At 58.9% G+C, this 24,393-nt stretch carries 23 protein-coding genes and 1 pseudogene; 18 read left to right on the top strand and 6 right to left on the bottom strand.

Translation table 11 applies throughout. The features are described 5' to 3' along the window. The first annotated feature begins 13 nt into the window (after positions 1-13). The 7 genes from odhB to U862_RS0118960 all read left to right on the top strand — a co-directional run bounded on the left by odhB (position 14) and on the right by U862_RS0118960 (position 8,038). Positions 14-1,237 carry a 2-oxoglutarate dehydrogenase complex dihydrolipoyllysine-residue succinyltransferase gene (gene odhB / locus U862_RS0118990; protein ID WP_025111869.1) on the top strand — a complete coding sequence of 408 codons (1,224 nt, stop codon included), beginning with the start codon at positions 14-16 and terminating at the stop codon, positions 1,235-1,237. Positions 1,238-1,334: 97 nt separating this feature from the next. Continuing rightward, complete coding sequence (gene lpdA, locus U862_RS0118985) at positions 1,335-2,771, top strand: dihydrolipoyl dehydrogenase (protein ID WP_025111868.1); 1,437 nt, start codon at positions 1,335-1,337, stop codon at positions 2,769-2,771. A gap of 182 nt (positions 2,772-2,953) precedes the next feature. After that, positions 2,954-4,120: an ADP-forming succinate--CoA ligase subunit beta gene (gene sucC / locus U862_RS0118980; protein WP_007919879.1), complete on the top strand. Its 1,167-nt coding sequence runs from the start codon at positions 2,954-2,956 to the stop codon at positions 4,118-4,120. Beyond that, entirely contained in the window at positions 4,120-5,001 is an 882-nt protein-coding gene (sucD, locus tag U862_RS0118975; protein WP_007919877.1) for a succinate--CoA ligase subunit alpha, read from the top strand. The genes sucC and sucD overlap by 1 nt, the downstream gene beginning before the upstream one ends. Before the next feature lie 329 nt (positions 5,002-5,330). Then, positions 5,331-6,644 carry a branched-chain amino acid transport system II carrier protein gene (gene brnQ, locus U862_RS0118970; RefSeq protein ID WP_025111867.1) on the top strand — a complete coding sequence of 438 codons (1,314 nt, stop codon included), beginning with the start codon at positions 5,331-5,333 and terminating at the stop codon, positions 6,642-6,644. Positions 6,645-6,899: 255 nt separating this feature from the next. Further along, positions 6,900-7,637 carry a DUF599 domain-containing protein gene (locus U862_RS0118965; protein ID WP_025111866.1) on the top strand — a complete coding sequence of 246 codons (738 nt, stop codon included), beginning with the start codon at positions 6,900-6,902 and terminating at the stop codon, positions 7,635-7,637. Continuing rightward, positions 7,637-8,038, top strand: a complete 402-nt coding sequence (locus tag U862_RS0118960) for an MAPEG family protein (protein ID WP_025111865.1) — start codon at positions 7,637-7,639, stop codon at positions 8,036-8,038. Before U862_RS0118965 ends, U862_RS0118960 begins: the two co-directional genes overlap by 1 nt. 89 nt (positions 8,039-8,127) lie before the next feature. Here U862_RS0118960 and U862_RS0118955 read toward each other — a convergent pair whose 3' ends face one another. Then, positions 8,128-8,364, bottom strand: a complete 237-nt coding sequence (locus U862_RS0118955) for a hypothetical protein (protein ID WP_003223025.1) — start codon at positions 8,362-8,364, stop codon at positions 8,128-8,130. 158 nt (positions 8,365-8,522) lie between these two features. Between U862_RS0118955 and U862_RS0118950 the strand changes: the two genes are divergently transcribed. From U862_RS0118950 to U862_RS0118935, 4 genes are all read left to right on the top strand, one after another. Beyond that, on the top strand, positions 8,523-8,996 hold the full coding sequence (locus U862_RS0118950; RefSeq protein WP_025111864.1) for a PaaI family thioesterase: 474 nt from the start codon (positions 8,523-8,525) through the stop codon (positions 8,994-8,996). Next, positions 8,996-9,448: a PaaI family thioesterase gene (locus tag U862_RS0118945; RefSeq protein WP_025111863.1), complete on the top strand. Its 453-nt coding sequence runs from the start codon at positions 8,996-8,998 to the stop codon at positions 9,446-9,448. The genes U862_RS0118950 and U862_RS0118945 overlap by 1 nt, the downstream gene beginning before the upstream one ends. A gap of 81 nt (positions 9,449-9,529) precedes the next feature. Next, positions 9,530-11,434: a molecular chaperone HtpG gene (gene htpG, locus U862_RS0118940; RefSeq protein WP_025111862.1), complete on the top strand. Its 1,905-nt coding sequence runs from the start codon at positions 9,530-9,532 to the stop codon at positions 11,432-11,434. Between the two features lie 67 nt (positions 11,435-11,501). Next, entirely contained in the window at positions 11,502-12,230 is a 729-nt protein-coding gene (locus U862_RS0118935) for a dienelactone hydrolase family protein (protein ID WP_025111861.1), read from the top strand. Between the two features lie 158 nt (positions 12,231-12,388). Here U862_RS0118935 and U862_RS0118930 read toward each other — a convergent pair whose 3' ends face one another. Both U862_RS0118930 and U862_RS0118925 read right to left on the bottom strand, forming a co-directional pair. Then, positions 12,389-13,252 carry a pirin family protein gene (locus U862_RS0118930; protein WP_025111860.1) on the bottom strand — a complete coding sequence of 288 codons (864 nt, stop codon included), beginning with the start codon at positions 13,250-13,252 and terminating at the stop codon, positions 12,389-12,391. A gap of 61 nt (positions 13,253-13,313) precedes the next feature. Continuing rightward, positions 13,314-13,730: an OsmC family protein gene (locus U862_RS0118925; RefSeq protein WP_025111859.1), complete on the bottom strand. Its 417-nt coding sequence runs from the start codon at positions 13,728-13,730 to the stop codon at positions 13,314-13,316. A 128-nt stretch (positions 13,731-13,858) separates the two neighbouring features. Between U862_RS0118925 and U862_RS0118920 the strand changes: the two are divergent. Both U862_RS0118920 and U862_RS0118915 read left to right on the top strand, forming a co-directional pair. Beyond that, positions 13,859-14,914, top strand: a pseudogene (locus U862_RS0118920) (amidohydrolase family protein). A 131-nt stretch (positions 14,915-15,045) separates the two neighbouring features. Beyond that, positions 15,046-16,671 carry a methyl-accepting chemotaxis protein gene (locus U862_RS0118915; protein ID WP_025111858.1) on the top strand — a complete coding sequence of 542 codons (1,626 nt, stop codon included), beginning with the start codon at positions 15,046-15,048 and terminating at the stop codon, positions 16,669-16,671. Positions 16,672-16,863: 192 nt separating this feature from the next. Here U862_RS0118915 and U862_RS0118910 read toward each other — a convergent pair whose 3' ends face one another. The 3 genes from U862_RS0118910 to purM are packed head-to-tail and all read right to left on the bottom strand — an operon-like array spanning position 16,864 to position 19,294. Next, the gene (locus tag U862_RS0118910; RefSeq protein WP_025111857.1) at positions 16,864-17,577 is read right to left on the bottom strand and encodes a DUF3108 domain-containing protein; all 714 of its coding nucleotides are present in this window, start codon (positions 17,575-17,577) and stop codon (positions 16,864-16,866) included. A gap of 8 nt (positions 17,578-17,585) precedes the next feature. After that, entirely contained in the window at positions 17,586-18,236 is a 651-nt protein-coding gene (gene purN, locus U862_RS0118905; RefSeq protein WP_025111856.1) for a phosphoribosylglycinamide formyltransferase, read from the bottom strand. After that, the gene (gene purM / locus U862_RS0118900; RefSeq protein WP_025111855.1) at positions 18,236-19,294 is read right to left on the bottom strand and encodes a phosphoribosylformylglycinamidine cyclo-ligase; all 1,059 of its coding nucleotides are present in this window, start codon (positions 19,292-19,294) and stop codon (positions 18,236-18,238) included. Before purM ends, purN begins: the two co-directional genes overlap by 1 nt. A gap of 374 nt (positions 19,295-19,668) precedes the next feature. On the opposite strand from purM, the gene U862_RS0118890 reads away from it, so the two are divergent. The 5 genes from U862_RS0118890 to U862_RS0118870 all read left to right on the top strand — a co-directional run bounded on the left by U862_RS0118890 (position 19,669) and on the right by U862_RS0118870 (position 24,360). Beyond that, positions 19,669-20,727 carry a DUF2066 domain-containing protein gene (locus U862_RS0118890; RefSeq protein ID WP_025111854.1) on the top strand — a complete coding sequence of 353 codons (1,059 nt, stop codon included), beginning with the start codon at positions 19,669-19,671 and terminating at the stop codon, positions 20,725-20,727. A gap of 34 nt (positions 20,728-20,761) precedes the next feature. Then, positions 20,762-21,835: an AI-2E family transporter gene (locus U862_RS0118885; RefSeq protein ID WP_025111853.1), complete on the top strand. Its 1,074-nt coding sequence runs from the start codon at positions 20,762-20,764 to the stop codon at positions 21,833-21,835. A 219-nt stretch (positions 21,836-22,054) separates the two neighbouring features. Further along, positions 22,055-22,759 (top strand): DnaA regulatory inactivator Hda, encoded by a 705-nt coding sequence (hda, locus tag U862_RS0118880; RefSeq protein WP_025111852.1) that lies wholly within the window; start codon positions 22,055-22,057, stop codon positions 22,757-22,759. A 225-nt stretch (positions 22,760-22,984) separates the two neighbouring features. Beyond that, positions 22,985-23,602 carry a C40 family peptidase gene (locus U862_RS0118875; protein WP_003223044.1) on the top strand — a complete coding sequence of 206 codons (618 nt, stop codon included), beginning with the start codon at positions 22,985-22,987 and terminating at the stop codon, positions 23,600-23,602. A gap of 221 nt (positions 23,603-23,823) precedes the next feature. Beyond that, positions 23,824-24,360 (top strand): C40 family peptidase, encoded by a 537-nt coding sequence (locus tag U862_RS0118870; protein WP_025111851.1) that lies wholly within the window; start codon positions 23,824-23,826, stop codon positions 24,358-24,360. Positions 24,361-24,393: the final 33 nt, after the last annotated feature.

Below are 24,393 nucleotides of genomic sequence, written 5' to 3'. Positions count from 1 at the left end.
GGAACCACAGATAATGGCTATCGAGATCAAAGCCCCCACTTTCCCGGAATCGGTTGCCGATGGCACCGTTGCCACCTGGCACAAACAACCGGGCGACGCCGTCAAGCGCGACGAACTGATCGTCGACATCGAAACTGACAAAGTCGTACTGGAAGTTCTGGCTACCGCCGACGGCGTGCTGGGCGCCATCGTCAAGGGCGAGGGCGAGACCGTCCTGTCCGACGAAGTCCTGGGCTCCATCGTTGAAGGCGGCGCGGCTGCCGCTGCTCCAGCCGCCGCTGCTGCTCCGGCTGCTGCTGCCGCTGCACCGGCTGCTGCCGAAGGCGAAGACGATCCTGTTGCTGCTCCGGCTGCGCGCAAGCTGGCTGAAGAAAACGGCATCAACATCGCTTCCGTTGCCGGCACCGGCAAAGGTGGTCGTGTGACCAAGGAAGACGTCGTGGCTGCTGTTGCTGCCAAGAAAGCCGCTCCGGCTGCCGCACCTGCCAAGGCTGCTGCTCCAGCTGCCGCTGCTCCTGTGTTCGCCGCTGGCGACCGCATCGAGAAGCGCGTTCCGATGACCCGCGTTCGTGCCACCGTGGCCAAGCGTCTGGTTGAAGCTCAGTCGAACATGGCGATGCTGACCACTTTCAACGAAGTCGACATGACCGAAGTCATGGCGCTGCGTTCGAAGTACAAGGATCTGTTCGAGAAGTCCCACAACGGCGTACGCCTGGGCTTCATGTCGTTCTTCGTGAAAGCAGCTACCGAAGCGCTGAAGCGTTTCCCTGCTGTCAACGCGTCGATCGACGGCGGCGACATCGTTTACCACGGCTACGCTGACATCGGCGTTGCCGTTTCCAGCGACCGTGGCCTGGTTGTACCGGTCCTGCGTAACGCCGAGCTGATGAGCCTGGCTGAAATCGAAGGCGGCATCGCAACATTCGGCAAAAAAGCCCGTGACGGCAAACTGTCGATGGACGAGATGACCGGTGGTACCTTCACCATCACCAACGGTGGTACCTTCGGTTCGATGATGTCGACCCCGATCGTCAACCCGCCGCAGGCAGCGATTCTGGGCATGCACAACATCATCCAGCGTCCGATGGCCATCAACGGCCAGGTCGTGATCCGTCCGATGATGTACCTGGCACTGTCCTACGATCACCGCCTGATCGATGGCAAAGAAGCTGTGACCTTCCTGGTGACCATCAAGAACCTGCTGGAAGATCCGGCTCGTCTGTTGCTGGATATCTGATAGAAGCAGTCGCGGGCTTCAAGCTTCAAGCTGCCGGAATGGGCAGCCTGGCTTGGAGCGCGCGGCTTGAAGCTTTTCGCTAAAGAGGATTTTTTGAATGTCGCAGAAATTTGACGTAGTAGTGATCGGTGCCGGCCCTGGCGGCTATGTTGCTGCCATCAAGGCCGCGCAGCTGGGTCTCACCACTGCCTGCATCGAGAAGTACACCGACGCTGAAGGCAAGCAAGCCCTCGGCGGTACTTGCCTGAACGTCGGCTGCATTCCGTCCAAGGCGCTGCTGGACAGCTCCTGGAAGTACAAGGAAGCCAAAGAGAGCTTCAACGTTCACGGTATCTCCACCGGCGAAGTCAAAATGGACGTCGCAGCGATGGTTGGCCGCAAGGCTGGCATCGTCAAGAACCTGACCGGCGGTGTTGCCACCCTGTTCAAGGCCAACGGCGTTACTTCGATCCAGGGCCACGGCAAACTGCTGGCTGGCAAGAAAGTCGAAGTCACCAAGCCGGACGGCTCGGTTGAAGTCATCGAAGCTGAAAACGTCATCCTGGCTCCAGGTTCGCGTCCGATCGACATTCCACCGGCTCCGGTCGATCAGAACGTCATCGTCGACTCGACTGGCGCTCTGGAATTCCAGACCGTACCTAAACGTCTGGGCGTGATCGGCGCTGGCGTGATCGGTCTGGAACTGGGTTCGGTATGGTCGCGTCTGGGCTCCGAAGTGGTTGTCCTGGAAGCACTGGACACCTTCCTGATGGCAGCGGATACCGCTGTTTCCAAGGAAGCGCTGAAAACCCTGACCAAACAAGGTCTGGACATCAAGCTGGGCGCTCGCGTGACCGGCTCGAAAGTCAACGGCGACGAAGTCGTTGTCAACTACACCGATGCCAACGGCGAACAGACCATCACTTTCGACAAGCTGATCGTAGCCGTTGGTCGCCGTCCGGTGACCACTGATCTGCTGGCTGCCGACAGCGGCGTGACCCTGGACGAGCGCGGTTTCGTGCACGTTGACGATCACTGCGCCACCACTGTACCGGGCGTTTTCGCCATTGGTGACGTGGTTCGCGGCATGATGCTGGCTCACAAGGCTTCGGAAGAAGGCATCATGGTCGTCGAGCGCATCAAGGGCCACAAGGCTCAGATGAACTATGACCTGATCCCTTCGGTTATTTATACTCACCCGGAAATCGCGTGGGTTGGCAAAACCGAGCAGGCCTTGAAAGCCGAAGGCGTTGAAGTTAACGTCGGCACCTTCCCGTTCGCCGCCTCCGGCCGTGCCATGGCCGCCAACGATACCGGTGGTTTCGTCAAGGTCATCGCTGATGCCAAGACTGACCGCGTATTGGGCGTGCACGTGATTGGTCCGAGCGCTGCAGAATTGGTTCAGCAGGGCGCGATCGGTATGGAATTCGGCACCAGCGCTGAAGACCTGGGCATGATGGTTTTCTCCCATCCGACCCTGTCTGAAGCCTTGCACGAAGCTGCTCTGGCTGTGAATGGCGGCGCCATCCACATTGCCAACCGCAAGAAGCGTTAAGACATAATAAGAAACCACGGCGGTAACGGCCCGTCGTGAGCCTTGCGAGCAAGTCTCACCGCGGAATGTCCGCTGGACGCAGTCTTGCGTAGCTCAGCTACGCAAGCAGCAGTCACAGGTGGCGCGGCACTCAAACGAGCGCAGCGCCGAATGCGCAGTACCTAACGAAGACGGTAAAAAGCATGAATCTTCACGAGTATCAGGGTAAGCAGCTGTTCGCTGAATACGGCCTGCCAGTTTCCACTGGTTACGCAGTAGACACCCCGGAAGCAGCAGCAGAAGCTTGCGACAAAATCGGCGGCAGCGAGTGGGTTGTCAAAGCCCAGGTCCACGCCGGTGGTCGCGGTAAAGCGGGCGGCGTCAAGCTGGTTCGCAGCAAAGAAGACGCCAAAGCCTTCGCACAGCAGTGGCTGGGCAAGCGTCTGGTGACTTACCAGACTGACGCCAATGGCCAGCCAGTCACCAAGATCCTGGTTGAATCGTGCACTGATATCGCTAAAGAGCTGTACCTGGGCGCTGTCGTTGACCGTTCGAGCCGTCGCATCGTGTTCATGGCTTCCACCGAAGGTGGCGTGGACATCGAGAAAATCGCTCACGACACTCCAGAAAAAATTCTGAAAGCCACTATCGATCCACTGGTTGGCGCTCAGCCATTCCAGGGTCGCGAGCTGGCATTCCAGCTGGGTCTGGAAGGCAAGCAGGTTGCTCAGTTCGCCAAGATCTTCGTAGGTCTGGCCAAGCTGTTCAAGGATCACGACCTGGCTCTGCTGGAAGTGAACCCGCTGGTGATCAAGGCTGACGGCGATCTGCATTGCCTGGACGCCAAGATCAACATCGACGCCAACGCAATGTACCGTCAGCCTAAGCTGAAGACTTTCCACGATCCGTCGCAAGACGATCCGCGCGAAGCGCACGCTGCCAAGTTCGAACTGAACTACGTGGCACTGGAAGGCAACATCGGCTGCATGGTCAACGGTGCTGGCCTGGCCATGGGTACCATGGACATCGTCAACCTGCATGGCGGCAAGCCAGCCAACTTCCTCGACGTAGGTGGTGGCGCTACCAAAGAACGCGTAACTGAAGCGTTCAAGATCATTCTGTCCGACACCAACGTCGCTGCAGTACTGGTCAACATCTTCGGCGGCATCGTTCGCTGCGACATGATTGCCGAAGGCATCATCGGCGCTGTGAAAGAAGTCGGCGTGAAAATCCCGGTTGTTGTTCGCCTTGAAGGTAACAACGCTGAGCTGGGCGCTAAAGTACTGGCAGAAAGCGGTTTGAACATCATCGCTGCTACCAGCCTGACCGACGCTGCTCAACAAGTTGTCAAAGCTGCGGAGGGCAAATAATGAGCGTCCTGATCAATAAAGACACCAAAGTTATCTGCCAGGGTATTACCGGTTCGCAAGGTAGTTTCCACACCCAGCAAGCCATCGAATACGGCACCAAGATGGTTGGTGGCGTTACTCCTGGCAAAGGCGGCACCGAGCACCTGGGTCTGCCAGTGTTCAACACTGTCAAAGACGCAGTAGCTGCCACCGGCGCTACCGCCAGCGTGATCTACGTTCCGGCTCCTTTCTGCAAGGACTCGATCCTGGAAGCAGCATTCGGCGGCATCAAGCTGATCGTCTGCATCACCGAAGGCATTCCTACCCTGGACATGCTGGACGCCAAAGTTAAGTGCGACGAGCTGGGCGTAGTCCTGATCGGCCCTAACTGCCCAGGCGTGATCACCCCAGGCGAATGCAAGATCGGCATCATGCCAGGTCACATTCACTTGCCAGGCAAGGTCGGTATCGTTTCGCGTTCCGGCACCCTGACCTACGAAGCTGTGAAGCAGACCACTGACGCCGGTTTCGGTCAGTCGACCTGCGTCGGCATCGGTGGTGACCCGATCCCGGGTTCGAACTTCATCGACATCCTGAAACTGTTCCAGGAAGACCCGAAGACCGAAGCGATCGTAATGATCGGCGAGATCGGCGGTTCGGCTGAAGAAGAAGCGGCTGCCTACATCAAGGCACACGTGACCAAGCCGGTTGTTTCCTACATCGCTGGTGTGACTGCTCCTCCGGGCAAGCGCATGGGCCATGCTGGCGCAATCATCTCTGGCGGCAAAGGCACTGCAGACGAGAAATTCGCTGCTCTGCAAGACGCAGGCGTGAAAACCGTGCGTTCGCTGGCAGACATCGGCAAGGCCCTGGCCGAGCTGACCGGTTGGGCTGTCAAGTAAGCCTCGCGCTGAACTGACGCTTTACCAAACAAAGGCCACCTTCGGGTGGCCTTTGTCGTTTCTGATGTTTATTTGACGATAGCGATTTATAGGCTCTCGCCCAATAACATGCAAAAACGCGACACAGACACGTCGCGTATCGGATAGTTCGCCCTCAAACAGTGCGTTTGTCAGACAAATTCGTTAGGCTAGCAGCCATTTTTGCGTCTGCCGCCCACAAGGCATGCAACGCGCTAAACGGGTCAGTCTCATACGGACTGACAGCATTTCCCTAACCCCACAGGGAAATCCCCCTCTAAATTCCGATTCAGTAGTGTGGTATTTCCTTAATGAAAGTTTTGAAAGGTCAGGACATCCTGGCACTTGGTTTTATGACATTTGCCCTGTTCGTCGGGGCCGGTAACATCATCTTCCCGCCTATCGTCGGTTTGCAGGCCGGACCTCACGTCTGGATGGCGGCGCTGGGCTTCCTGATCACTGCCGTCGGTTTGCCGGTGATCACCGTCGTTGCGCTGGCGAAAGTCGGCGGGGCGATGGACACGCTGAGCAGCCCGATCGGCAAGATAGCCGGCGGCATTCTGGCAGCCGCGTGCTACCTGGCGGTCGGCCCGTTGTTCGCCACTCCGCGTACCGCGACCGTGTCGTTCGAAGTGGGTCTGGCGCCGCTGACTGGCGAAAGCCCACTGGCGCTGTTCCTCTACAGCTCGGTGTACTTCCTGCTGGTGTTCTTCATCTCGCTGTATCCGGGGCGTCTGCTGGACACCGTGGGGCGTTTCCTGGCGCCGTTGAAGATCATCGCCCTGGCGGTGCTCGGTATCGCTGCATTCGCCTTGCCGGCGGGTGACATTGGCCAAGGCACGCCGGAGTACGTGGCGGCACCGTTTTCCCAGGGTTTCATTAATGGTTACCTGACCATGGATACCCTCGGCGCTCTGGTGTTCGGTATCGTCATCGTCAACGCGATCCGCTCCCGGGGCGTCGAGTCGCCAGCACTGATCACCCGTTACGCGATCATTGCCGGTCTCATCGCCGGTGTCGGTCTGGCGCTGGTGTATGTCAGCCTGTTCCGTCTCGGTTCCGGCAGCCATGAAGTGGCAGTCGGTGCTACCAACGGCGCGGCCGTGCTGCACGCTTACGTGCAACACACCTTCGGTTCGCTGGGCAGCGGCTTCCTCGCGGTGCTGATCTCGCTGGCGTGCCTGGTGACGGCGGTGGGTCTGACCTGCGCTTGCGCTGAGTACTTCAGCCGCGTGCTGCCACTGTCTTACAAGACGCTGGTGATCATTCTGGCGGCGTTCTCGCTGCTGGTGTCGAACCTGGGCCTGACCAAGCTGATCGCTTTCTCGATCCCGGTGCTGACCGCGATCTACCCGCCGTGCATCGTGTTGGTCGGCCTGAGCTTCTGCAAAGACTTCTGGCATGAACACGGCCGCATCATCGGCCCGGTGATGCTCGTGTCCTTCGTGTTCGGCACCATCGACGCCCTCAAAGGCGCCGGTTTGGCTGACTGGATGCCATCGCAGCTGTCCCACCTGCCGCTGAGCGAGCAGGGTCTGGCGTGGCTGGTGCCATGCGTCATGACCCTGGTGGTCGCGGTGATCTGCGATCGCCTGCTGGGCAAGCGCAGCGAAGCGGTTGCCTGATTGCTGACCCGCCACAAGCGGGTCTTCAACGCTTAAACAGAAATGCCCCGTATCAATCGATACGGGGCATTTTTTATGCGCCTCAGGCAGTGTCTTTTTCCTTGAGCCAACGTCGAAGCACTGCGCAAATCTCAATATCGGAGCGGGCTTGCTCGCGCATGCGTTGGGTCATTCACTGTTTATGTATTTGGCACACCGCTTTCGCGAGCAAGCCCGCACCCACAGGTACAGCGTTCATACTCCACAAGGAATTGCATGTCGTTCATCCAAGCCAACCTGATCCACCTGCTGGCCGCGCTCTGGTTTGTCACCTGCTGGGGCGGTTATACCCGTTATGCGTCGTGGAAGGCCCGCGACACCGCGTGCCTGGCCAGCGTGCTGCACCTGTACCGTGAAGACTGGATGCGCCGCATGCTGCTGCGCGACAACCGCATCGCCGATGCCAGCGTGATCGGCAACCTGGAGCGCAACGCCTCGTTCTTCGCGTCCAGCACCCTGATCATCCTCGCCGGGATTCTCACCGTGCTGGGCGCGTCCGAGCGCGCCGTGTCGTTGCTGGCGGACATTCCGATGGTCCAGCAAGCATCGCAGGGCATGTCGGAGATCAAGTTGCTGTGCCTGGCACTGGTGTTCGTCTATGCCTTCTTCACGTTCAGCTGGTGCATGCGCCAGTACAACTTTGCCGCAGTCCTGGTCGGTTCGGCGCCGATGATCGGTGAACGCCAGGTTTCCGAGCAGGAGCGCAAGGCATTCGCGCTGCGGGCGGCACGGGTGATTTCGATGGCGGCCAACCAGTTCAACTTCGGCTTGCGCTCTTATTACTTCGGCATGACGATGCTGGCGTGGTTTGTCAGCCCGTGGCTGTTCATGTTGATGAGTGCTGGCGTGGTGCTGGTGTTGTATCGCCGCGAGTTTCATTCCGACGTGCTGGATGTGATGGTCTATACCCCTACAGAGGCGACGTTGCCCGAAACCAATAAAGAGGCCGCTTGATGAGTATTCCGTTCTGGTGTGTGTTTATCAGTGCATTGTTGATTTACATCGCGCGTATGCCGGTGGGTAAAGCCATGAAAGAGCAGGGCGGTTACAACAACCACCTGCCGCGCCAACAGCAGGCGCAACTCACCGGTTATGGCGCGCGGGCGCTGGCGGCGCATCAGAACAGCATCGAAGCGTTCATTCTGTTTGCCGTGGGTGTGCTGATGGCGCACACCACGCAGACACAGGGGTGGTTAATCGATGCATTGGCGATCGTCTTTGTGATCGCGCGGATTCTCTACTTGTGGTTGTACCTGGCGGATAAACCTTCTCCGCGCAGCCTGGTGTGGCTGGTCGGTCTGATCTGTAGTTTGTTGCTGATGATTAGTCCGACTTTTAGAACCGTGTTGCTGTAAAAAACGGCTTCTAACCCGGCACTCTCAACAATCACAGACAAAAGAAAACCCGCACTTGGCGGGTTTTCTTTTTCTGCATCAAGTCGCAATTATTGCTTCTTGGCAGCTTCCTCTTGAGCAGCCTGATTCGATTCAGCCTGATCTTTGGCGGCTTCAGCGTTTTCTTTCGCTGCGTCGTTCACTTTATCCTGAGCTTCATTCATTTTCTGCTGAGCTTGTTCAGCATGTTGGTTGGCATCTTGAGCTTTGTCCTCGGATTTTTTATCGCAGGCAGCGAGACCGAGGGAAGCGGTCAACATCAAGGCAATAGCTAAAGTCTTACGCATGGGGTGTTTCTCCTTATGGAAAATAACTACTGGCCTTAAGAGCGCACCCCTCAAGGTTAAGTTCCTCATTTTCATCAGATATATAAGTTTGTTTCGCAATGGAACTTTTGCGGTTCTGTCTGCTACCGAAAACAGGCACTAACAAGAGTAATTATCAAATGGCCGAAAACCCCGTTTTTGAGCGTGCGACGCGATTTCTCTCGGCATTGCGTCACTGTCAGGTGCTCGGTTTGACGGTGCACAGCGCCAGCACTGAAGGGCTGACGGTAAAGTTGCCGTATAGCGCGAAAATAGTCGGCAATCCGCAGACCGGCGTGATCCACGGCGGGGCGATTACTTCGCTGATGGACACCGCATGCGGCATGTCGACGCTGTGCGTGCTGCCGGAATTCGAAGTCTGCCCGACGCTGGATCTGCGCATCGACTACATGCATGCCGCTGAGCCGAACAAGGACGTTTACGGTTTCGCGCAATGTTATCGGGTCACCACTGACGTGATCTTCGCGCGCGGTTTCGCCTATCAGGACGACCCACAGCAGCCGATCGCCCATGTCGTCGGCACGTTTATGCGCATGGGCAAGGGCTTGAAGGGCACTCAGGGGTTTGGCGGCAAGATCAAAGGAGAGCGTTGATGAGTGATGACTGGAAGCAACAGTTGCTGCAGGCTCATGCTCAGGGCGACTACGCGCCGCTGCTGCAGCTGATTCCTTATGCGGGGCTGATCGGTGTCGAATGCTCGCGAGTCGGCGATGAATTGCTGTTCAAGCTGCCGGCGAACAAGGACAACATTGGTAACCCTTTGTTGCCGGCTATCCATGGCGGGGTGATTGCCGGGTTCATGGAGCTGGCAGCCGCGTTGCATCTATTGATCTTCACCGGGGCGCCCGGGGTGCCGAAGATCATCGACTTCTCCCTTGATTACCTGCGTGCCGGGCAGTTTCGCGACACTTGGGCCAAGTGTCAGGTCTGTCGTCAGGGCCGCCGCGTCGCCAACGTTGCGATCACGGCCTGGCAAAGTACCGAGAGCGAGCCGATTGCCACCGCCCGTGCGCACTTCAAAATCGATGAGCCCTTGAAATCCTGAACGCTGCCCCCAACTCAATGAACAACCCGCCGCCGACCATCTGGGTCGCGGCCAATGCCATCTGATTGGAGTTTGATGACCATGAGTGTGGAAACTCAAAAGGAAACCCTGGGCTTCCAGACCGAGGTAAAGCAGCTGCTGCACCTCATGATCCATTCGCTGTATTCCAACAAGGAAATCTTCCTTCGCGAATTGATCTCGAACGCCTCTGACGCTGTAGACAAGCTGCGCTTCGAAGCCTTGGCCAAGCCTGAGTTGCTCGAAGGTGGCGCTGAGCTGAAAATCCGTGTGAGCTTCGACAAGGACGCCAAGACCGTCACCCTCGAAGACAACGGTATCGGCATGAACCGTGACGATGTGATCACCCACCTGGGGACCATCGCCAAATCGGGCACCGCCGATTTCATGAAGAATCTCTCGGGCGATCAGAAGAAAGATTCGCACCTGATCGGCCAGTTCGGTGTCGGCTTCTACTCCGCCTTCATCGTTGCTGACCAGGTTGACGTGTACAGCCGTCGCGCCGGCACCCCTGCCAGCGAAGGCGTGCACTGGTCGTCGAAAGGCGAGGGCGAGTTTGAAGTCGCCACCATCGACAAGCCAGAGCGCGGTACCCGCATCGTCCTGCACCTGAAAGCGGCTGAAGACGAGTTTGCCGATGGCTGGCGTCTGCGCAACATCATCAAAAAGTACTCCGACCACATCGCTTTGCCAATCGAGCTGCCGAAAGAAGCGGCTGCTGCCGAAGGCGAAGAAGCCCCTGCCGTTGAATGGGAAACCGTCAACCGCGCCAGCGCTCTGTGGACCCGTCCGCGCACTGAAGTGAAGGACGAGGAGTACCAGGAGTTCTACAAGCACATCGCCCACGACTTTGAAAACCCGCTGGCCTGGAGCCACAACAAGGTTGAAGGCAAGCTTGAGTACAGCTCGTTGCTGTACGTGCCAGCCCGTGCGCCGTTCGACCTGTACCAGCGTGAAGCGCCTAAAGGCCTGAAGCTGTACGTGCAGCGGGTGTTCGTGATGGACCAGGCCGAATCGTTCCTGCCGCTGTACCTGCGCTTCATCAAAGGCGTGGTCGATTCCAATGACCTGTCGCTGAACGTGTCGCGGGAAATCCTGCAGAAAGACCCGATCATCGACTCGATGAAGTCGGCGCTGACCAAGCGCGTACTGGACATGCTGGAAAAACTGGCGAAGAACGAGCCTGAGCAATATAAGGGCTTCTGGAAAAACTTCGGTCAGGTCATGAAAGAAGGCCCGGCAGAAGATTTCGCCAACAAGGAAAAAATTGCCGGTCTGCTGCGTTTCGCATCGACCAATGGCGACGACGGCGAACAAGTTGTCGGTCTGGCTGACTACCTGGCACGTGCCAAGGAAGGTCAGGACAAGATCTACTACCTCACCGGCGAAACCTACGCGCAAGTCAAGAACAGCCCGCACCTGGAAGTCTTCCGCAAGAAAGGCATCGAAGTGCTGCTGCTGACCGACCGCATCGACGAGTGGCTGATGAGCTACCTCAGCGAATTCGACGGCAAGACCTTTGTCGACGTGGCGCGCGGTGACCTGGATCTGGGTAACCTGGACTCGGAAGAGGACAAGAAGGCCGCAGAAGAAGTCGCCAAGTCCAAGGAAGGTCTGGTCGAGCGTCTGAAAACCGCGCTGGGCGATTCGGTTGCCGAGGTTCGCGTATCGCACCGTCTGACCGACTCGCCAGCCATTCTGGCCATCGGTGAACAGGACCTGGGTCTGCAAATGCGCCAGATCCTCGAAGCCAGCGGGCAGAAAGTGCCGGATTCGAAGCCGATCTTCGAGTTCAACCCGAGCCACCCGCTGATCGAGAAACTCGACGGCGAGCAGAGCGAAGAGCGTTTTGGCGACCTGTCGCACATCCTCTTCGATCAGGCAGCCCTGGCTGCCGGAGACAGCTTGAAGGATCCGGCCGCGTACGTGCGCCGTCTCAACAAGCTGCTGGTTGAACTGTCGGTTTAATCACGTTGCATAAAAACCCGCTTCGGCGGGTTTTTTCATTCTGGTGTTTACCCTTCAGGAGTCAGAAATGAGCCAAGTCACTGTACGTTCCGTGGTCTATCAGCTTGATGGCCAGCCTTATGAAGGTCGTCTGGCGTTCGACGCCGAGCACAAGGGCACGCGCCCGGGCCTGTTGATGGCGCCGAACTGGATGGGCGTCAGCGCCGGTGCCGAGGAGATCGCCAAATCGGTTGCGGCCAAGGGCTACGTGGTGTTGATCGCCGATGTGTACGGCCAGGCTGTGCGTCCGCAGAACGGCGATCAGGCCGGCGCCGCGATGATGCCACTGAAGAACGACCGTGCACTGCTGCGCAAGCGCATGCAGGCAGCGTTCGAGCAGTTGCAGAAGCAGGGTGAGGCGGCGGTCGATACGTCGAGGCTGGCAGTGTTCGGTTTCTGCTTTGGCGGTTGCTGTGCCCTGGATCTGGCCCGCACTGGCGCGCCGGTGAAGGCGGCCGTGTCGTTCCACGGTACGCTGGATTCGCCGAACCCGGCAGACGCGAAGAACATCAAGGGCGCGGTGCTGGTGCTGCACGGCGCTAGCGATCCATTGGTGCCCAAAGAGCAGTTGCCAGCGTTTGAAGACGAGATGAACGCGGCGGGTGTGGATTGGCAGTTGCTGAGCTACGGCGGTGCGGTGCATTCGTTCACCGATCCGCACGCCAACGTACCGGGAAAGATGATGTACGACGCGAAGACCGCAAAACGCGCCTTCAAGTCGATGCATGATTTGCTGGAAGAAGTGTTCAAGGGCTGATTTGATCGGGCACTGGCATGGCCGGTGCCTGACAGGTCCTCTTCGCGAGCAGGCTCGCTCCCACAGGGGGGTTGTGGTGTCCAGAGATTCTGGTCACACCATCAATCTCCGTGGGAGCGAGCCTGCTCGCGAAGACTGACTAAGCCGCTGTACACAACTCAGGGCAATTCAATCCGCTCGACTTCCCCCGGCACCGTCGGCCAATCCCCGGCTGCCCACTTGCGTCGCGCTTCATCGATCACCGCCGGATCGCTCGCGACAAAATTCCAGTTGATCCGCCGTGGCCCGTCCAGCGCCGCGCCGCCAAACACCACTGCGTGCACATCACTCTCGGCAAACAGGCTCATCTCTTCCCCTGCCGGCAACACCGCCAGCGCATGGGGTTCGAGGGACTCGCCATTCAGTTGCGCATCCCCATTCAGCACATAAATCGCTCGTTCCTCGTGCTCGGTCGGGATCAGCAGTGTCGTCGCCGTCTGCATCTTCACTTCCGCGTAGAGCGTTGGCGAAAGCACCGGCACCGGCGATTCCAGGCAAAAGCCTGAACCGGCAATCATCCGGATCTGCACGCCCAGGTTATCGCTGACCGGCAGGGTTTCCGCTGGGTGATGGCTGTAATGCCCCGGACCTTGCTCGTGATCCTTGGGCGAGGCCAGCCAGATCTGCAAGCCGTGCATTGTGAAGCTTTGCTCCCACAGCGGCTCGGGCGTGCGCTCGACGTGGGCAATGGCGCTGCCCGCGGTCATCCAGCTGACATCACCGGCCTTGACCACTTGATCGGAGCCGAGGCTGTCCTTGTGCTGGATCTGTCCTTCAAACAGGTAGGTGAGGGTCGACAGACCAATGTGCGGATGCTGTCGGATGTTCATGCCTTTGCCCGTCGGATAAACCGTCTCGAGCATGTGGTCGAAAAATACGAAAGGCCCGACGCTGCGACATTTGGCTGACGGCAGCGGACGCAGGATCGGCTGACCTTCGACGTCTTCGGCGCGCGGGCGGATGATCAGGGGTTGCGTGTCCATGGTGCATTCCAGGCTGAGCGGGTGATGCCAGAAGCATAACCCGCCGCTGGCACGAGGGGGATTACTGGCTATCGAAGCCTTGCGGGGCGTGGGTTTCGATGCTGACGTCGGTGGTGGTCATCAGTTTATGGATCGGGCAGCGATCGGCCACCCGTAGCAATTCCTCGCGTTGCGCGTCAGTCAGCACGCCCTTGAGCGTGAGGGTGACGTGCAGCACGTATTTGCCTTTCTGCTCTTCACTATTGTCGCGTTTGACCTCGACACCGACGCCGGTCAGCGGGATGTCTTTCTTCTTCGCGTACATCTTCAGGGTCAGGGCCTTGCAAGCGCCAAGGGCAGCGTCGAAGTAGTCGTGCGGCTCGGGGGCTGTGCCTTCGCCACCGGCAGATTTCGGTACATCGGCAAACAATTCGTGGTCATCGATCTTTACGGTGTGACGAAAACCTTCGGCGGAGACGGTATTGACGGTAACAGTCATGGCAACCTCACTGGCAGTAGGAAAAGTCGTGCGATCAAAAAAGACCTTGCAGTTATAGAGCATTCCCACAAGCACGCGTTCCACTTTCCTGCAGGATGAACCCTTGCTGTCGGCTCAGGGTCTAGGCTATGCCTACCTGCCGGAGATTACTTGTGTCCTTGTTTCGTTTGAGTCTTGCCTGCCTGCTGGTCGTTGCCGGCGCCGCCAGTGCCCGCGATTACACCTACAGCGATGCGCACCTGCACTACGTGGATTTCTTCCAGGAAACCGCCGGCATGGCGAAATTACTCACGGCCATGCAGGACAATTCCATTGATCACGTGATGATTTCCGGGATTCCCGTAGCGAAGAAATGGCACGAAGACGAACCCAAGCGTCCACGCTATTAAGCCGGCGATGACGCTGATGCCTACTGGTACAGCGCCACTGACGTGATTGTCGCTGATGCCGTACAGAAACTGACCTCGGAGCAGCGTCAGCACTTTCACCCATTTCTGTCCGGGTTCAACCCCAACGACAAAAACTCCGCTGCGCACATCCAGCGTCTGCTCTATCTGTATCCGGGGTTGTGGCAGGGCATTGGCGAAGTGTTTACCCGTCATGACGACCTGACGGCGCTGACCGCCGGCGATACGCCGCGGGCCAACAACGAGGCGATGACACGCATCTATCACTTGGCGGCAGAAAACGATCTGCCGGTGATGCTGCATTCCAACATCACCTCCAAGCGTGAGAAAAATCCGCTTTACCTGAAGGAAGTCGAAGAACCGCTGCGTAATCACCCGCACACCTGGTTTATCTGGGCTCACGCCGGCACCAGCGCGGAGATCCATCGCCACCAGACTCACCTGAAGTTTCTGTTGCCTACCGTCAGCCGATTGCTTGAGGCTTATCCAAATCTGTTTATCGATCTGTCGTGGAGCATGCTCACACCGTATCTGCTGGACGAACAAGGCAAACCACGTGCGGAATGGCTGGCATTGGTGGAGAAATACCCTGAGCGCTTTATGCTCGGCTCAGATGTTGTAGGTCGATTCAACAAACTCGGTAAGGAAATGCACAGCTTCACGCCGTTTCTCGACGCCTTGCCCGAAGCCGTTGCGCGTAAAGTCGCTCGGGACAACTTCCTGGCGATATTGCCGCGAACAGCGCCAAAGTCCGGGAAAACCCCGCTAAATCGTTAATGCTGAGATGTTCGAAGTATCAAGGCCTTTTGATATCACCTTTTCGTCTTACGCAAATTGGCGCCGGGCCGATACCTTCTAAAGCAACCAGCTGCAGGGTTGATGCAGCGCTTTTGGAAGGAACCAGAGTCATGAGTATCCGTAGTCTCAATATCGCGCCGCGTGCCGGCCTGGGTTTTGGAGTGCTGGCGCTGATGGTGTTTGCCCTGGGGGCGTTCGCCCTGCTGCAAATGTCGAACATGCGCGCGCAGTCTGATGAAGTCGACAACAACTGGCTGCCGAGCGTGATGGCGGTCGGCGAGATGAGTCAGGACATGCTGCGTCTGCGCGCGCTGACCATGCGCCTGTTGCTCAATCGCGATCCGCAGGCACTGGAACAGAATGTCACCAAGCTCAACGAGCTGCGCGGCGTATTGAGCGAAGCCCAGCAACGCTATGACGTATTGATCGTGTTGCCCGAGGAGCGAAACCTGTTTGATCGCTTCAAGGTCGCCGAGCACAAGTATCTGGAGCTGCAGGCGCAGGTCATGGCGTTGTCGGCACAGAATCGGGTGGAAGAGGCGGCAGCGATTCTCAACGGCCAGATGAGCCCGTTGGCGGACGATATCGCCGTCACCCTGCGCGACCTGGTGGAGCTGAACAAGCACAACGCCAATCTTGCGACCGAGGCGGCGCGCCTGGTGTTCATCAATTCGCGGGTGTGGGTCGGTGTGATGATCGGCATCACTGCGCTGATCACCATTGGTCTGGCGCTGCTGTTGACCCGCAGCATCGTCCTGCCTCTGGCGCAGTCGCTGGGTGTGGCGCAAGTGGTGGCCAGTGGCGATCTGACTGGCGATATCCATATCTCCGGCAAGGACGAGCCGGCGCGGCTGCTGCATGCGCTGAAAAGCATGCAACACAATTTGCGCGACACCATCCGGCAGATTTCCGAATCGTCCAGTCAGTTGGCGTCGGCCTCCGAGGAACTCAGTTGCGTCACGGAGGATGCCACGCGTGGGCTGCATCAGCAGAGTCTGGAGATCGAGCAGGCTGCGACGGCGGTCAATCAGATGACCGCTGCGGTGGAAGAGGTGGCGAGCAATGCGGTGGCGACTTCCGAGGCATCGAGAGAGTCTGACCGGATTGCCCAGCACGGGCGCGAGCAGGTCAAACAGACCGTGACGTCAATCGAATCCCTGGCCGAGGATGTCACTTCCAACGCCACGCAAGTAGAGGATCTGGCGCAGAAGGTTCACGGCATCAGCAAAGTGCTGGATGTGATCCGCTCGATTGCCGAACAGACCAATCTGCTGGCGCTGAACGCCGCGATTGAAGCGGCGCGGGCCGGGGATGCCGGCCGTGGTTTTGCGGTGGTGGCCGATGAGGTGCGGGCGCTGGCGCATCGGACCCAGCAGTCGACTCAGGAAATCGAGCAGATGATTGGCGGGATCCAGCAGGGCACCGATTCGGCGGTGAGTTCGATGCAGCAGAGCAACATCCGTGCGCATTCGACGCTGGAGTTGGCCAAGGCGGCAGGGGTGGCACTGGAGGAAATCGCCTCGGCATTCACCTTGATCAACGAGCGCAACCTGGTGATTGCCAGCGCGTCGGAGGAGCAGGCGGCGGTGGCGCGAGAGGTGGATCGCAACCTGATGAACATCCGCGATCTGGCGATGCAGACGTCGGCGGGGGCCAATCAGACCAGCGCGGCGAGCCAGGAGCTGTCGCGGCTGGCGGTGGATTTGAACAATATGGTGGCGAAGTTTTCGGTCTGATCTGATCCTTTAATATCGCGCTGAATCCTGTGGGAGTGAGCCTGCTCGCGAAAGCGGTGTATCAGCCACAAACGAATCGGCTGAACTGACGCCTTCGCGAACAGGCTCGCTCCCACAGGGGGGTGTGTTGTTGCGAAAATTACAGGCACAAAAAAGCCCCGCATTGGCGGGGCTTTTCGTTGTAGCGGCGGATCAGCTGCCTTTAACGGTTTTGCCGTTGACCGTGCCGTCCTGGAGCATGATGTTGTACTCCTTGCCGTCAGTTTCAACCTGTTGCAGGCGGACCAGCAGGTAATCCCAGTCCTTGGCGAACCATAGGACGGTGATGCGCTTGCTTTGTGTCGGATCGCGCACGCGCTCGACTTTGATCGCGTCGATCTTGCCGGCTTTTGTTTCGACTTTTTCGGTGCCCAGTACGCGGAAGTCGTAGGTATCGACATCGCCGCCATCGACCACTTGATAGCTCATGGTCTTCTTGCCGGACGCCAGGTCGTGTTGCAGTGCCAGTTGATACGTGGACTTGTCGACCATGCCGCGGTTGAGTGGAACCTTGACCGCATCACCACGATCGATGCCGGTGACCATCTTGGCGTTCCAGTCGAAATCCAGGTCAGACTTCTTCGCCTTGCCCAAACCACCCCGTTCGAAATGGTAGGACTGCGGCAGCAGCGTGTCCTTGTCGAGGGTCAGGGTGCTTTCTTCGGTCAGGTTGGCGATCATCATCGACGCCTTGAAGCTGAGCTTCCAGACGCCGTTGGCTTGCTTGGTCAGGCTCCGTTCGGCGGTGCCGCTCATGGGCAGCTGCTTCCAGTCGGCGGTGTAGCTGGCGGAGAACGGTTGAAGGTCTGCCGCCTGCGCGAAGGGCAGGGCGAGCAGAGCGCAAGCGAAGAGCAGGGCGCGACGCATAAAATCTCCTAGTGTCGAATCAAGTGGCCGCTGGCCGCGAGTAACTGGCCATCCAGTAAAGCACCTTGTTCGCCGAGTGCCAGCCGCCCTTCGGCAAACCAGCGTACAGCCATCGGGTAGATCAGGTGTTCCTGAACATGGACTCGCTGCGCCAGACTGTGCGGCGTGTCGTGCAACTCTACCGGTATTACTGCCTGTACGACCAGTGGTCCACCATCGAGTTCCTCGGTGACGAAGTGCACGGAGCAGCCATGCTCGGCGTCGCCGGCCTCCAGCGCGCGCTGATGAGTGTGTAACCCTTTGTATTTGGGCAGCAGCGAGGGATGGATGTTGAGCAGGCGACCCTGGTAGTGACGCACGAAGTCAGCGCTGAGAATGCGCATGAAGCCGGCCAGCACCACGAGTTTCGGATTGAATTCGTCGATCAGTTCGATCAGGGCAGCATCGAAGGCCTCGCGACCTTCGAATGCCTTGTGATCCAGCGAGCGGGTGGCGATACCCGCGTCACTGGCGCGTTGCAGGCCGTAGGCGTCGGCGCGGTTGGAAATCACCGCAGCGATGCGGACCGGGCTGTCGCCGGTCCGCGTGCTGTCGATCAGAGCCTGCAAGTTACTGCCGGTGCCGGACAACAGCACCACGACATCACAGGTTGCGGACATTAATGAGCCTTAAGGTTCTGCAGATCAACCTGGGCTGCACCTTCGGCGGCAGCAGCGATCTGGCCGATGACCCAAGGCTGTTCGCCAGCGTCACGCAGGGTCTTCAGAGCAACTTCAACGTGCTCCTGAGCCACGCAGATCACCATGCCCACGCCGCAGTTCAGGACGCGGTGCATTTCGGTCTCGTCGACGTTGCCTTGCGCTTGCAGCCAGTCGAAGACAGCCGGGCGGGTCCAGCTGGCCACGTCAACCACGGCCTGAGCGCCTTTTGGCAGAACGCGCGGGATGTTGTCCAGCAGGCCACCCCCGGTGATGTGGGCCATGGCTTTGACTGCGCCGGTGTCCTTGATCAGCTTGAGCAGCGGCTTCACGTAGATGCGGGTCGGGGCCATCAGCAGGTCGGTCAGCGGTTTGCCGTCGAGCTGGATGTTTTCGATGTCGGCGCCGGACACTTCGATGATCTTGCGGATCAGCGAGTAGCCGTTGGAGTGCGGGCCCGACGATGGCAGGGCGATCAGGGCGTCCCCGGTGGCGACTTTCGAGCCGTCGATGATTTCAGCCTTTTCCACCACGCCGACGCAGAAGCCGGCCAGGTCGTAGTCTTCGCCTTCGTACATGCCAGGCATTTCAGCGGTTTCACCGCCGACCAGCGAGCAACCGGACAGTTCACAGCCGGCGCCGATGCCGGTCACTACCTGGGCAGCGGTGTCGACATTCAGCTTGCCGGTGGCGTAGTAGTCGAGGAAGAACAGTGGCTCTGCGCCGCAAACGACGAGGTCGTTGACGCACATGGCAACCAGGTCGATACCGATGCTGTCGTGCTTGTTCAGGTTCAGCGCCAGGCGCAGCTTGGTGCCGACGCCGTCGGTGCCGGAAACCAGCACAGGCTGCTTGTAGCCGGCCGGGATTTCGCAGAGGGCGCCGAAACCGCCCAGGCCGCCCATGACTTCCGGGCGCGCAGTGCGCTTGGCGACGCTCTTGATGCGTTCGACCAATGCTTCACCGGCGTCGATGTCTACACCGGCGTCCTTGTAGCTCAGGGAGGGTTGCTTGCTCATGATCCAGGCCTTTAGGGGAGGGGATTCAGGGGTAACGACCGAGTTCAGCGGGAACGCCAAAACCGGTGGGGCGATAGCCTCACGCGAATTTCGGGGCGCCCGGCTGTTGCCGGTCTGCGAAGGCGCGCGATTTTATCAGGCTTGAGGGGCAGCGGCCATCCTCGCGCCGACGGGCAGGGGCATAATCGACTGAAATTTTTTGCAATTGTGCCGGGTGGGTGCCTGTATAAGGTGTGCCGATTAACCGTCTATCGTTATCACTGTGCAAAAACTTACCGCTACCGTGTGAATGTTTTGCGATGGCAGATTGTCACAGCCTTGCTTAACCGGTTCACGCGGCCTGTTCCAGCCGCTCCTGTCGACGGGAATTTTCCATGCGTTTTTGTAAATTGTTGGTTGTGGGTTGTTTGTCTGTGGTCAGCCTGGCGAGTCATGCCGAAAACCTCAAAGGTCTCTATCAAGTACGCCAGCCGGTCAGCAGCCAGGCACCGGAAGAGCGTGATCGCGCCACGCAGGCGGCGCTGGATACGCTGGTATTGCGTCTGACCGGCGACCCGAAGGCGCCGCAGAGCCCGGGGCTGGCGGCGATTCGCAAGGATCCGCAACAGATCATCAGTCAGTTTGGTTTTGATGCCGGGCCGCCGGAAGTGCTGAAAGTCGATTTCGACCCGGCTACCACCGAGCAGGCACTGCGTCGGGCGGGGCTGTCGTTGTGGGGCGCAAGCCGGCCTTCGATTCTGAGCTGGTGGCTGAACGATTCAACTGAAGGTTCAAGCCTGGTCGGTGACGGTCAGGCCGCCGCTGCGCCGTTGCGGGCGGCGGCCCAGCACCGAGGCTTGCCGCTGCGCTTGCCGCTGGCGGATCTGAGTGAACAGCTGGTGGCCACCGCGCCGGTGCTGGACGGTACCGATCCTGCGCCGTTGCACGGTGCTTCGGAACGATACGGCGCAGATGCCTTGCTGGCGGTGCATGCACACGAAGAGGGTGGGCAGTGGCAGGCCAAATGGCACCTGTGGCTGGGTGATCAGAAGGAGGCCGGCAGCGTGCAGGGCGCCGATCAGGCTGCCGTGGCCGATGCCGTGATGCTGGCGGTGGCCGAGCGTCTGGCGCCGCGGTTTGTTGCCAAGCCTGGGGTGTCGGGTCAACAGACCCTGGAAGTGCAGGGTATGAATCTGGAGCACTACGCCACGCTGCTGCGGTTACTCGAACCGTTCGGTGTGCGTCTGCAAAGTGTCGAGGGTGATCGCATCGTGTATCGGGTCAGCGGCAGCGCCGATCAGTTGCGTGCGCAATTGTCATTGGCGAAGTTGCAGGAATTGCCGGCTGAGGCGCCGGCACCGGTGGCGGCGCCACAACCGACGGTTGCCGGTGCTGCGCCGGTTGTCGCTGCAGCCCCGGCACCTTTGGCGCCATCGTTGCGGTTTCGCTGGTAAGTCTTTCCTTATATAGAAGCAGTAGGAGTGGTACATGGCTGATTCGCGGCGTTGGTTCTGGCTCGGTGGGGTAGTCCTGCTTTGCGCGTTTGTCTGGTTGCTGCACCCGATCCTCACGCCGTTTCTGGTGGCCTTGCTGCTGGCATATCTGTTCGATCCGCTGGTGGATCGTCTTGAGCGGCTCGGCCTGTCGCGCACTTGGGGAGTGATCGCGGTATTCGCCCTGTTCACGCTGATCGTCACAACCCTGTTGCTGGTGTTGGTGCCGATGCTCGCCAAGCAGTTGCTGCGTTTATATGAATTGGCGCCGCAGATGCTCGACTGGCTGCAGCACACCGCGTTGCCGTGGGCGCAGTCGAAGCTGGGTTTGTCGGATGGCTTCTGGAAGTTCGACAAGGTCAAGGCGGCGATCAGCGAACACATGGGCCAGACTACCGACATCGTCAGCGTGGTGTTGAGTCAGGCGACGGCTTCAAGTCTGGCGCTGATTGGCTGGCTGGCGAACCTGGTGCTGATTCCGGTCGTGAGTTTTTACCTGCTGCGCGACTGGGACGTGATGATGGCCAAGATCCGCAGCCTGTTGCCACGTGATCGTGAGCAAACCATCGTCTCGCTGGCGGGTGAATGCCATGAGGTGCTCGGCGCGTTCGTGCGTGGACAATTGCTGGTCATGCTGGCGCTCGGTGTGATCTACGCCGCCGGCCTGATGATCGTTGGTCTGGAGCTGGGGCTGTTGATCGGCCTGATCGCGGGGCTGGCGGCGATCGTGCCATACATGGGCTTCGTGATCGGGATTGGCGCGGCGCTGATTGCCGGGTTGTTCCAGTTCGGCGGCGATCTGTATCCGATGATCGGGATTGTCGCGGTGTTCGTGGTGGGGCAGGCGCTGGAAGGCATGGTGCTGACGCCACTGCTGGTGGGTGACCGGATCGGTCTGCACCCGGTGGCGGTGATCTTCGCGATTCTGGCCGGTGGCGAGTTGTTCGGCTTTACCGGTGTCCTGCTGGCATTGCCGGTGGCGGCGGTGATCATGGTGCTGGTGCGTCACGTGCATGATTTGTACAAGGACTCCGATATCTACAGTGGAGTCGACGATCCCGAGTTGTAGTGTTCGCGCGGACGGCCCGGCATTGCGGCGGGTTGGCCCGTGTTTTGCGGTGGGTTTGCTCGGCATCGCGTCAGAGAAACTGTCATAAAACCAGCGCGTTAACGCAAACCTTTGATTTTGCTTGGAGTCTGTCGCATTGTGCGCTCAGCTTCACGGGTATAAACTTCGCAAACTTTACACAGAGGCCACTAACGGTTCCTTGAGAACTGTTCAGTCAGCATGAAACCGATTCAGCTGCCCCTAGGTGTGCGTCTGCGTGACGACGCCACCTTCATCAACTACTACCCAGGCGCCAATGCCGCTGCACTCGGCTATGTCGAGCGCCTATGCGAAGCCGACGCCGGCTGGACCGAAAGCCTGATCTACCTGTGGGGCAAGCATGGGGTAGGGCGTACGCATCTGTTGCAGGCGGCTTGCCTGCGGTTCGAACAGATGGGTGAACCGGCGGTATATCTGCCGCTGGCCGAGTTGATGGATCGCGGCATCGAAATTCTCGACAACCTTGAACAGTACGAGCTGGTCTGTCTGGATGATCTGCAGGTGATTGCCGGCAAGCCGGACTGGGAAGAGGCGATGTTTCATCTGTTCAACCGTCTGCGTGACAGCGGTCGGCGCTTGCTGATCGCCGCGTCCACCTCGCCACGCGAGTTGCCGGTCAAGCTGGCCGACCTCAAATCGCGCCTGACCCTGGCGCTGATCTTCCAGATGCGTCCGCTCTCCGATGAAGACAAATTACGCGCATTGCAATTGCGCGCTTCGCGTCGTGGTCTGCATCTGACCGATGAAGTCGGGCATTTTATTCTGACGCGTGGCACCCGCAGCATGAGTGCATTGTTCGACTTGCTCGAACAGCTCGATCAGGCTTCGTTGCAGGCACAACGCAAGCTGACAATTCCGTTTCTGAAAGAAACTCTTGGCTGGTAGTCAGCCCTTGAAATACGGGGCTTTCAGCAGGTTTCGACATATTTCAGGCGCCAGAAAATCCGCTTTTCCGCATAGGGTGCAGACCGCGTATCGATTCAAATGGGCTTAAGCGCTTAGATGTAAACGAGAAACCGGGAAGTCACAAAAAGATCGATTGAATTTGCAAATGAGGCCGATAGCGGGCATAGTCTCGGCTTCTTTACAACTTCAGCCACGGTCGTGCCCATGCTAAATCGCTTCGCACCCCTCGTGCCTCTCGCACTCGTCACCCTGTTGTTCGGTTGCGCTGCTCATTCTCCAGTTCAAGAGCAGCCTCAACAGGTTAAAAATTCTGCCACTGCCCAGTCTTCCGTTATTTATCAGGAAGAACTGGCCACCGAAAAAGAACTCGCCGATTTCAACGGCAAGAAGCCATACGAGCTTCCGGTTCTGGCCGACAGCATCCTTGAACGCGGCATGTCCCTGATTGGTACTCGTTACCGTTTCGGCGGTACCTCTGAAGCCGGTTTCGACTGCAGCGGTTTCATCGGTTACCTGTTCCGCGAAGAAGCCGGCATGAATCTGCCGCGCTCCACCCGCGAAATGATCAACGTGGATGCTCCTCTGGTCTCGCGCAGCAACCTGGAGCCGGGCGATCTGCTGTTCTTCGCCACCAACGGTCGGCGCGGTCGTGTGAGTCACGCCGGGATCTATCTGGGTGACAACCAGTTCATTCACTCCAGCAGTCGTCGTAGCGGCGGTGTTCGCATCGACAGCCTGGGTGACAGCTACTGGAGCAAGACTTTCATCGAAGCCAAACGCGCCCTCGCAATGGCACCGACTGTGGTCACCGCTCGCAAGTAATTCCCCGTTGTCGCCACGTCCGTGGCGACAAAAAAACGGCCACGGCAACGGAGTAGACCTAGACTTTACAAGGTGAAGTTAAAGTCTTACTTGAAGTTTGTCGTATAGCCGCTAGAATCCTGTATCTATATTGATGGCAAACCGCCTGCGTGCTCCGCAGGCGGTTTTGTTTTCTGTCCATCCGGCAGAGAAAGCCGCAGCCAGATCAGGGTGTTCTGTTTATGACGATGTCGGCCCGCCTTGCATTGATCTTCTTCGCAGCGCTGCTCAGCGCCTGCGCCAGTCGCACACCGCCGCCTGCGCCCGTCGTACGTGCCCCGGTAGTGTTCGGACCTTCCCAGTCGTTCTCGCCCGCCGCTGAAGACGTGCTGTTTCGCGCGCTCGGCCTGGTCGGCACGCCTTATCGCTGGGGCGGCAACACGCCGGATTCGGGTTTTGATTGCAGTGGTCTGATCGGTTTCGTTTACCGCGATGCGGCGGGTATCAATCTGCCGCGTTCGACGCGTGAACTGATCGTGATGCAGGCGCCGAATGTCGGCAAGGAAGGCTTGCAGACTGGTGACCTGATTTTCTTCGCCACCAACGGCGGCTCGCAAGTCAGTCATGCGGGGATCTACGTCGGGGAAGGGCGCTTCGTGCACGCGCCGGCAACCGGTGGCACGGTGAAGCTCGACAGCCTGTCGAAGGCGTACTGGCAGAAAGCGTATCTGAGCGCCAAACGGGTGTTGCAGCCTGAGCATCTGGCGCATAACCCGTAATTGCTGATGTTTTAAATGTGGGAGATTCTATGT

The organism is Pseudomonas sp. H1h (assembly GCF_000633255.1).
In the GTDB taxonomy this organism is placed as follows: domain Bacteria; phylum Pseudomonadota; class Gammaproteobacteria; order Pseudomonadales; family Pseudomonadaceae; genus Aquipseudomonas.
The sequence above is the reverse complement of the archived record's forward strand: the minus strand, read 5'-3'. Positions and strand labels throughout refer to the sequence as shown.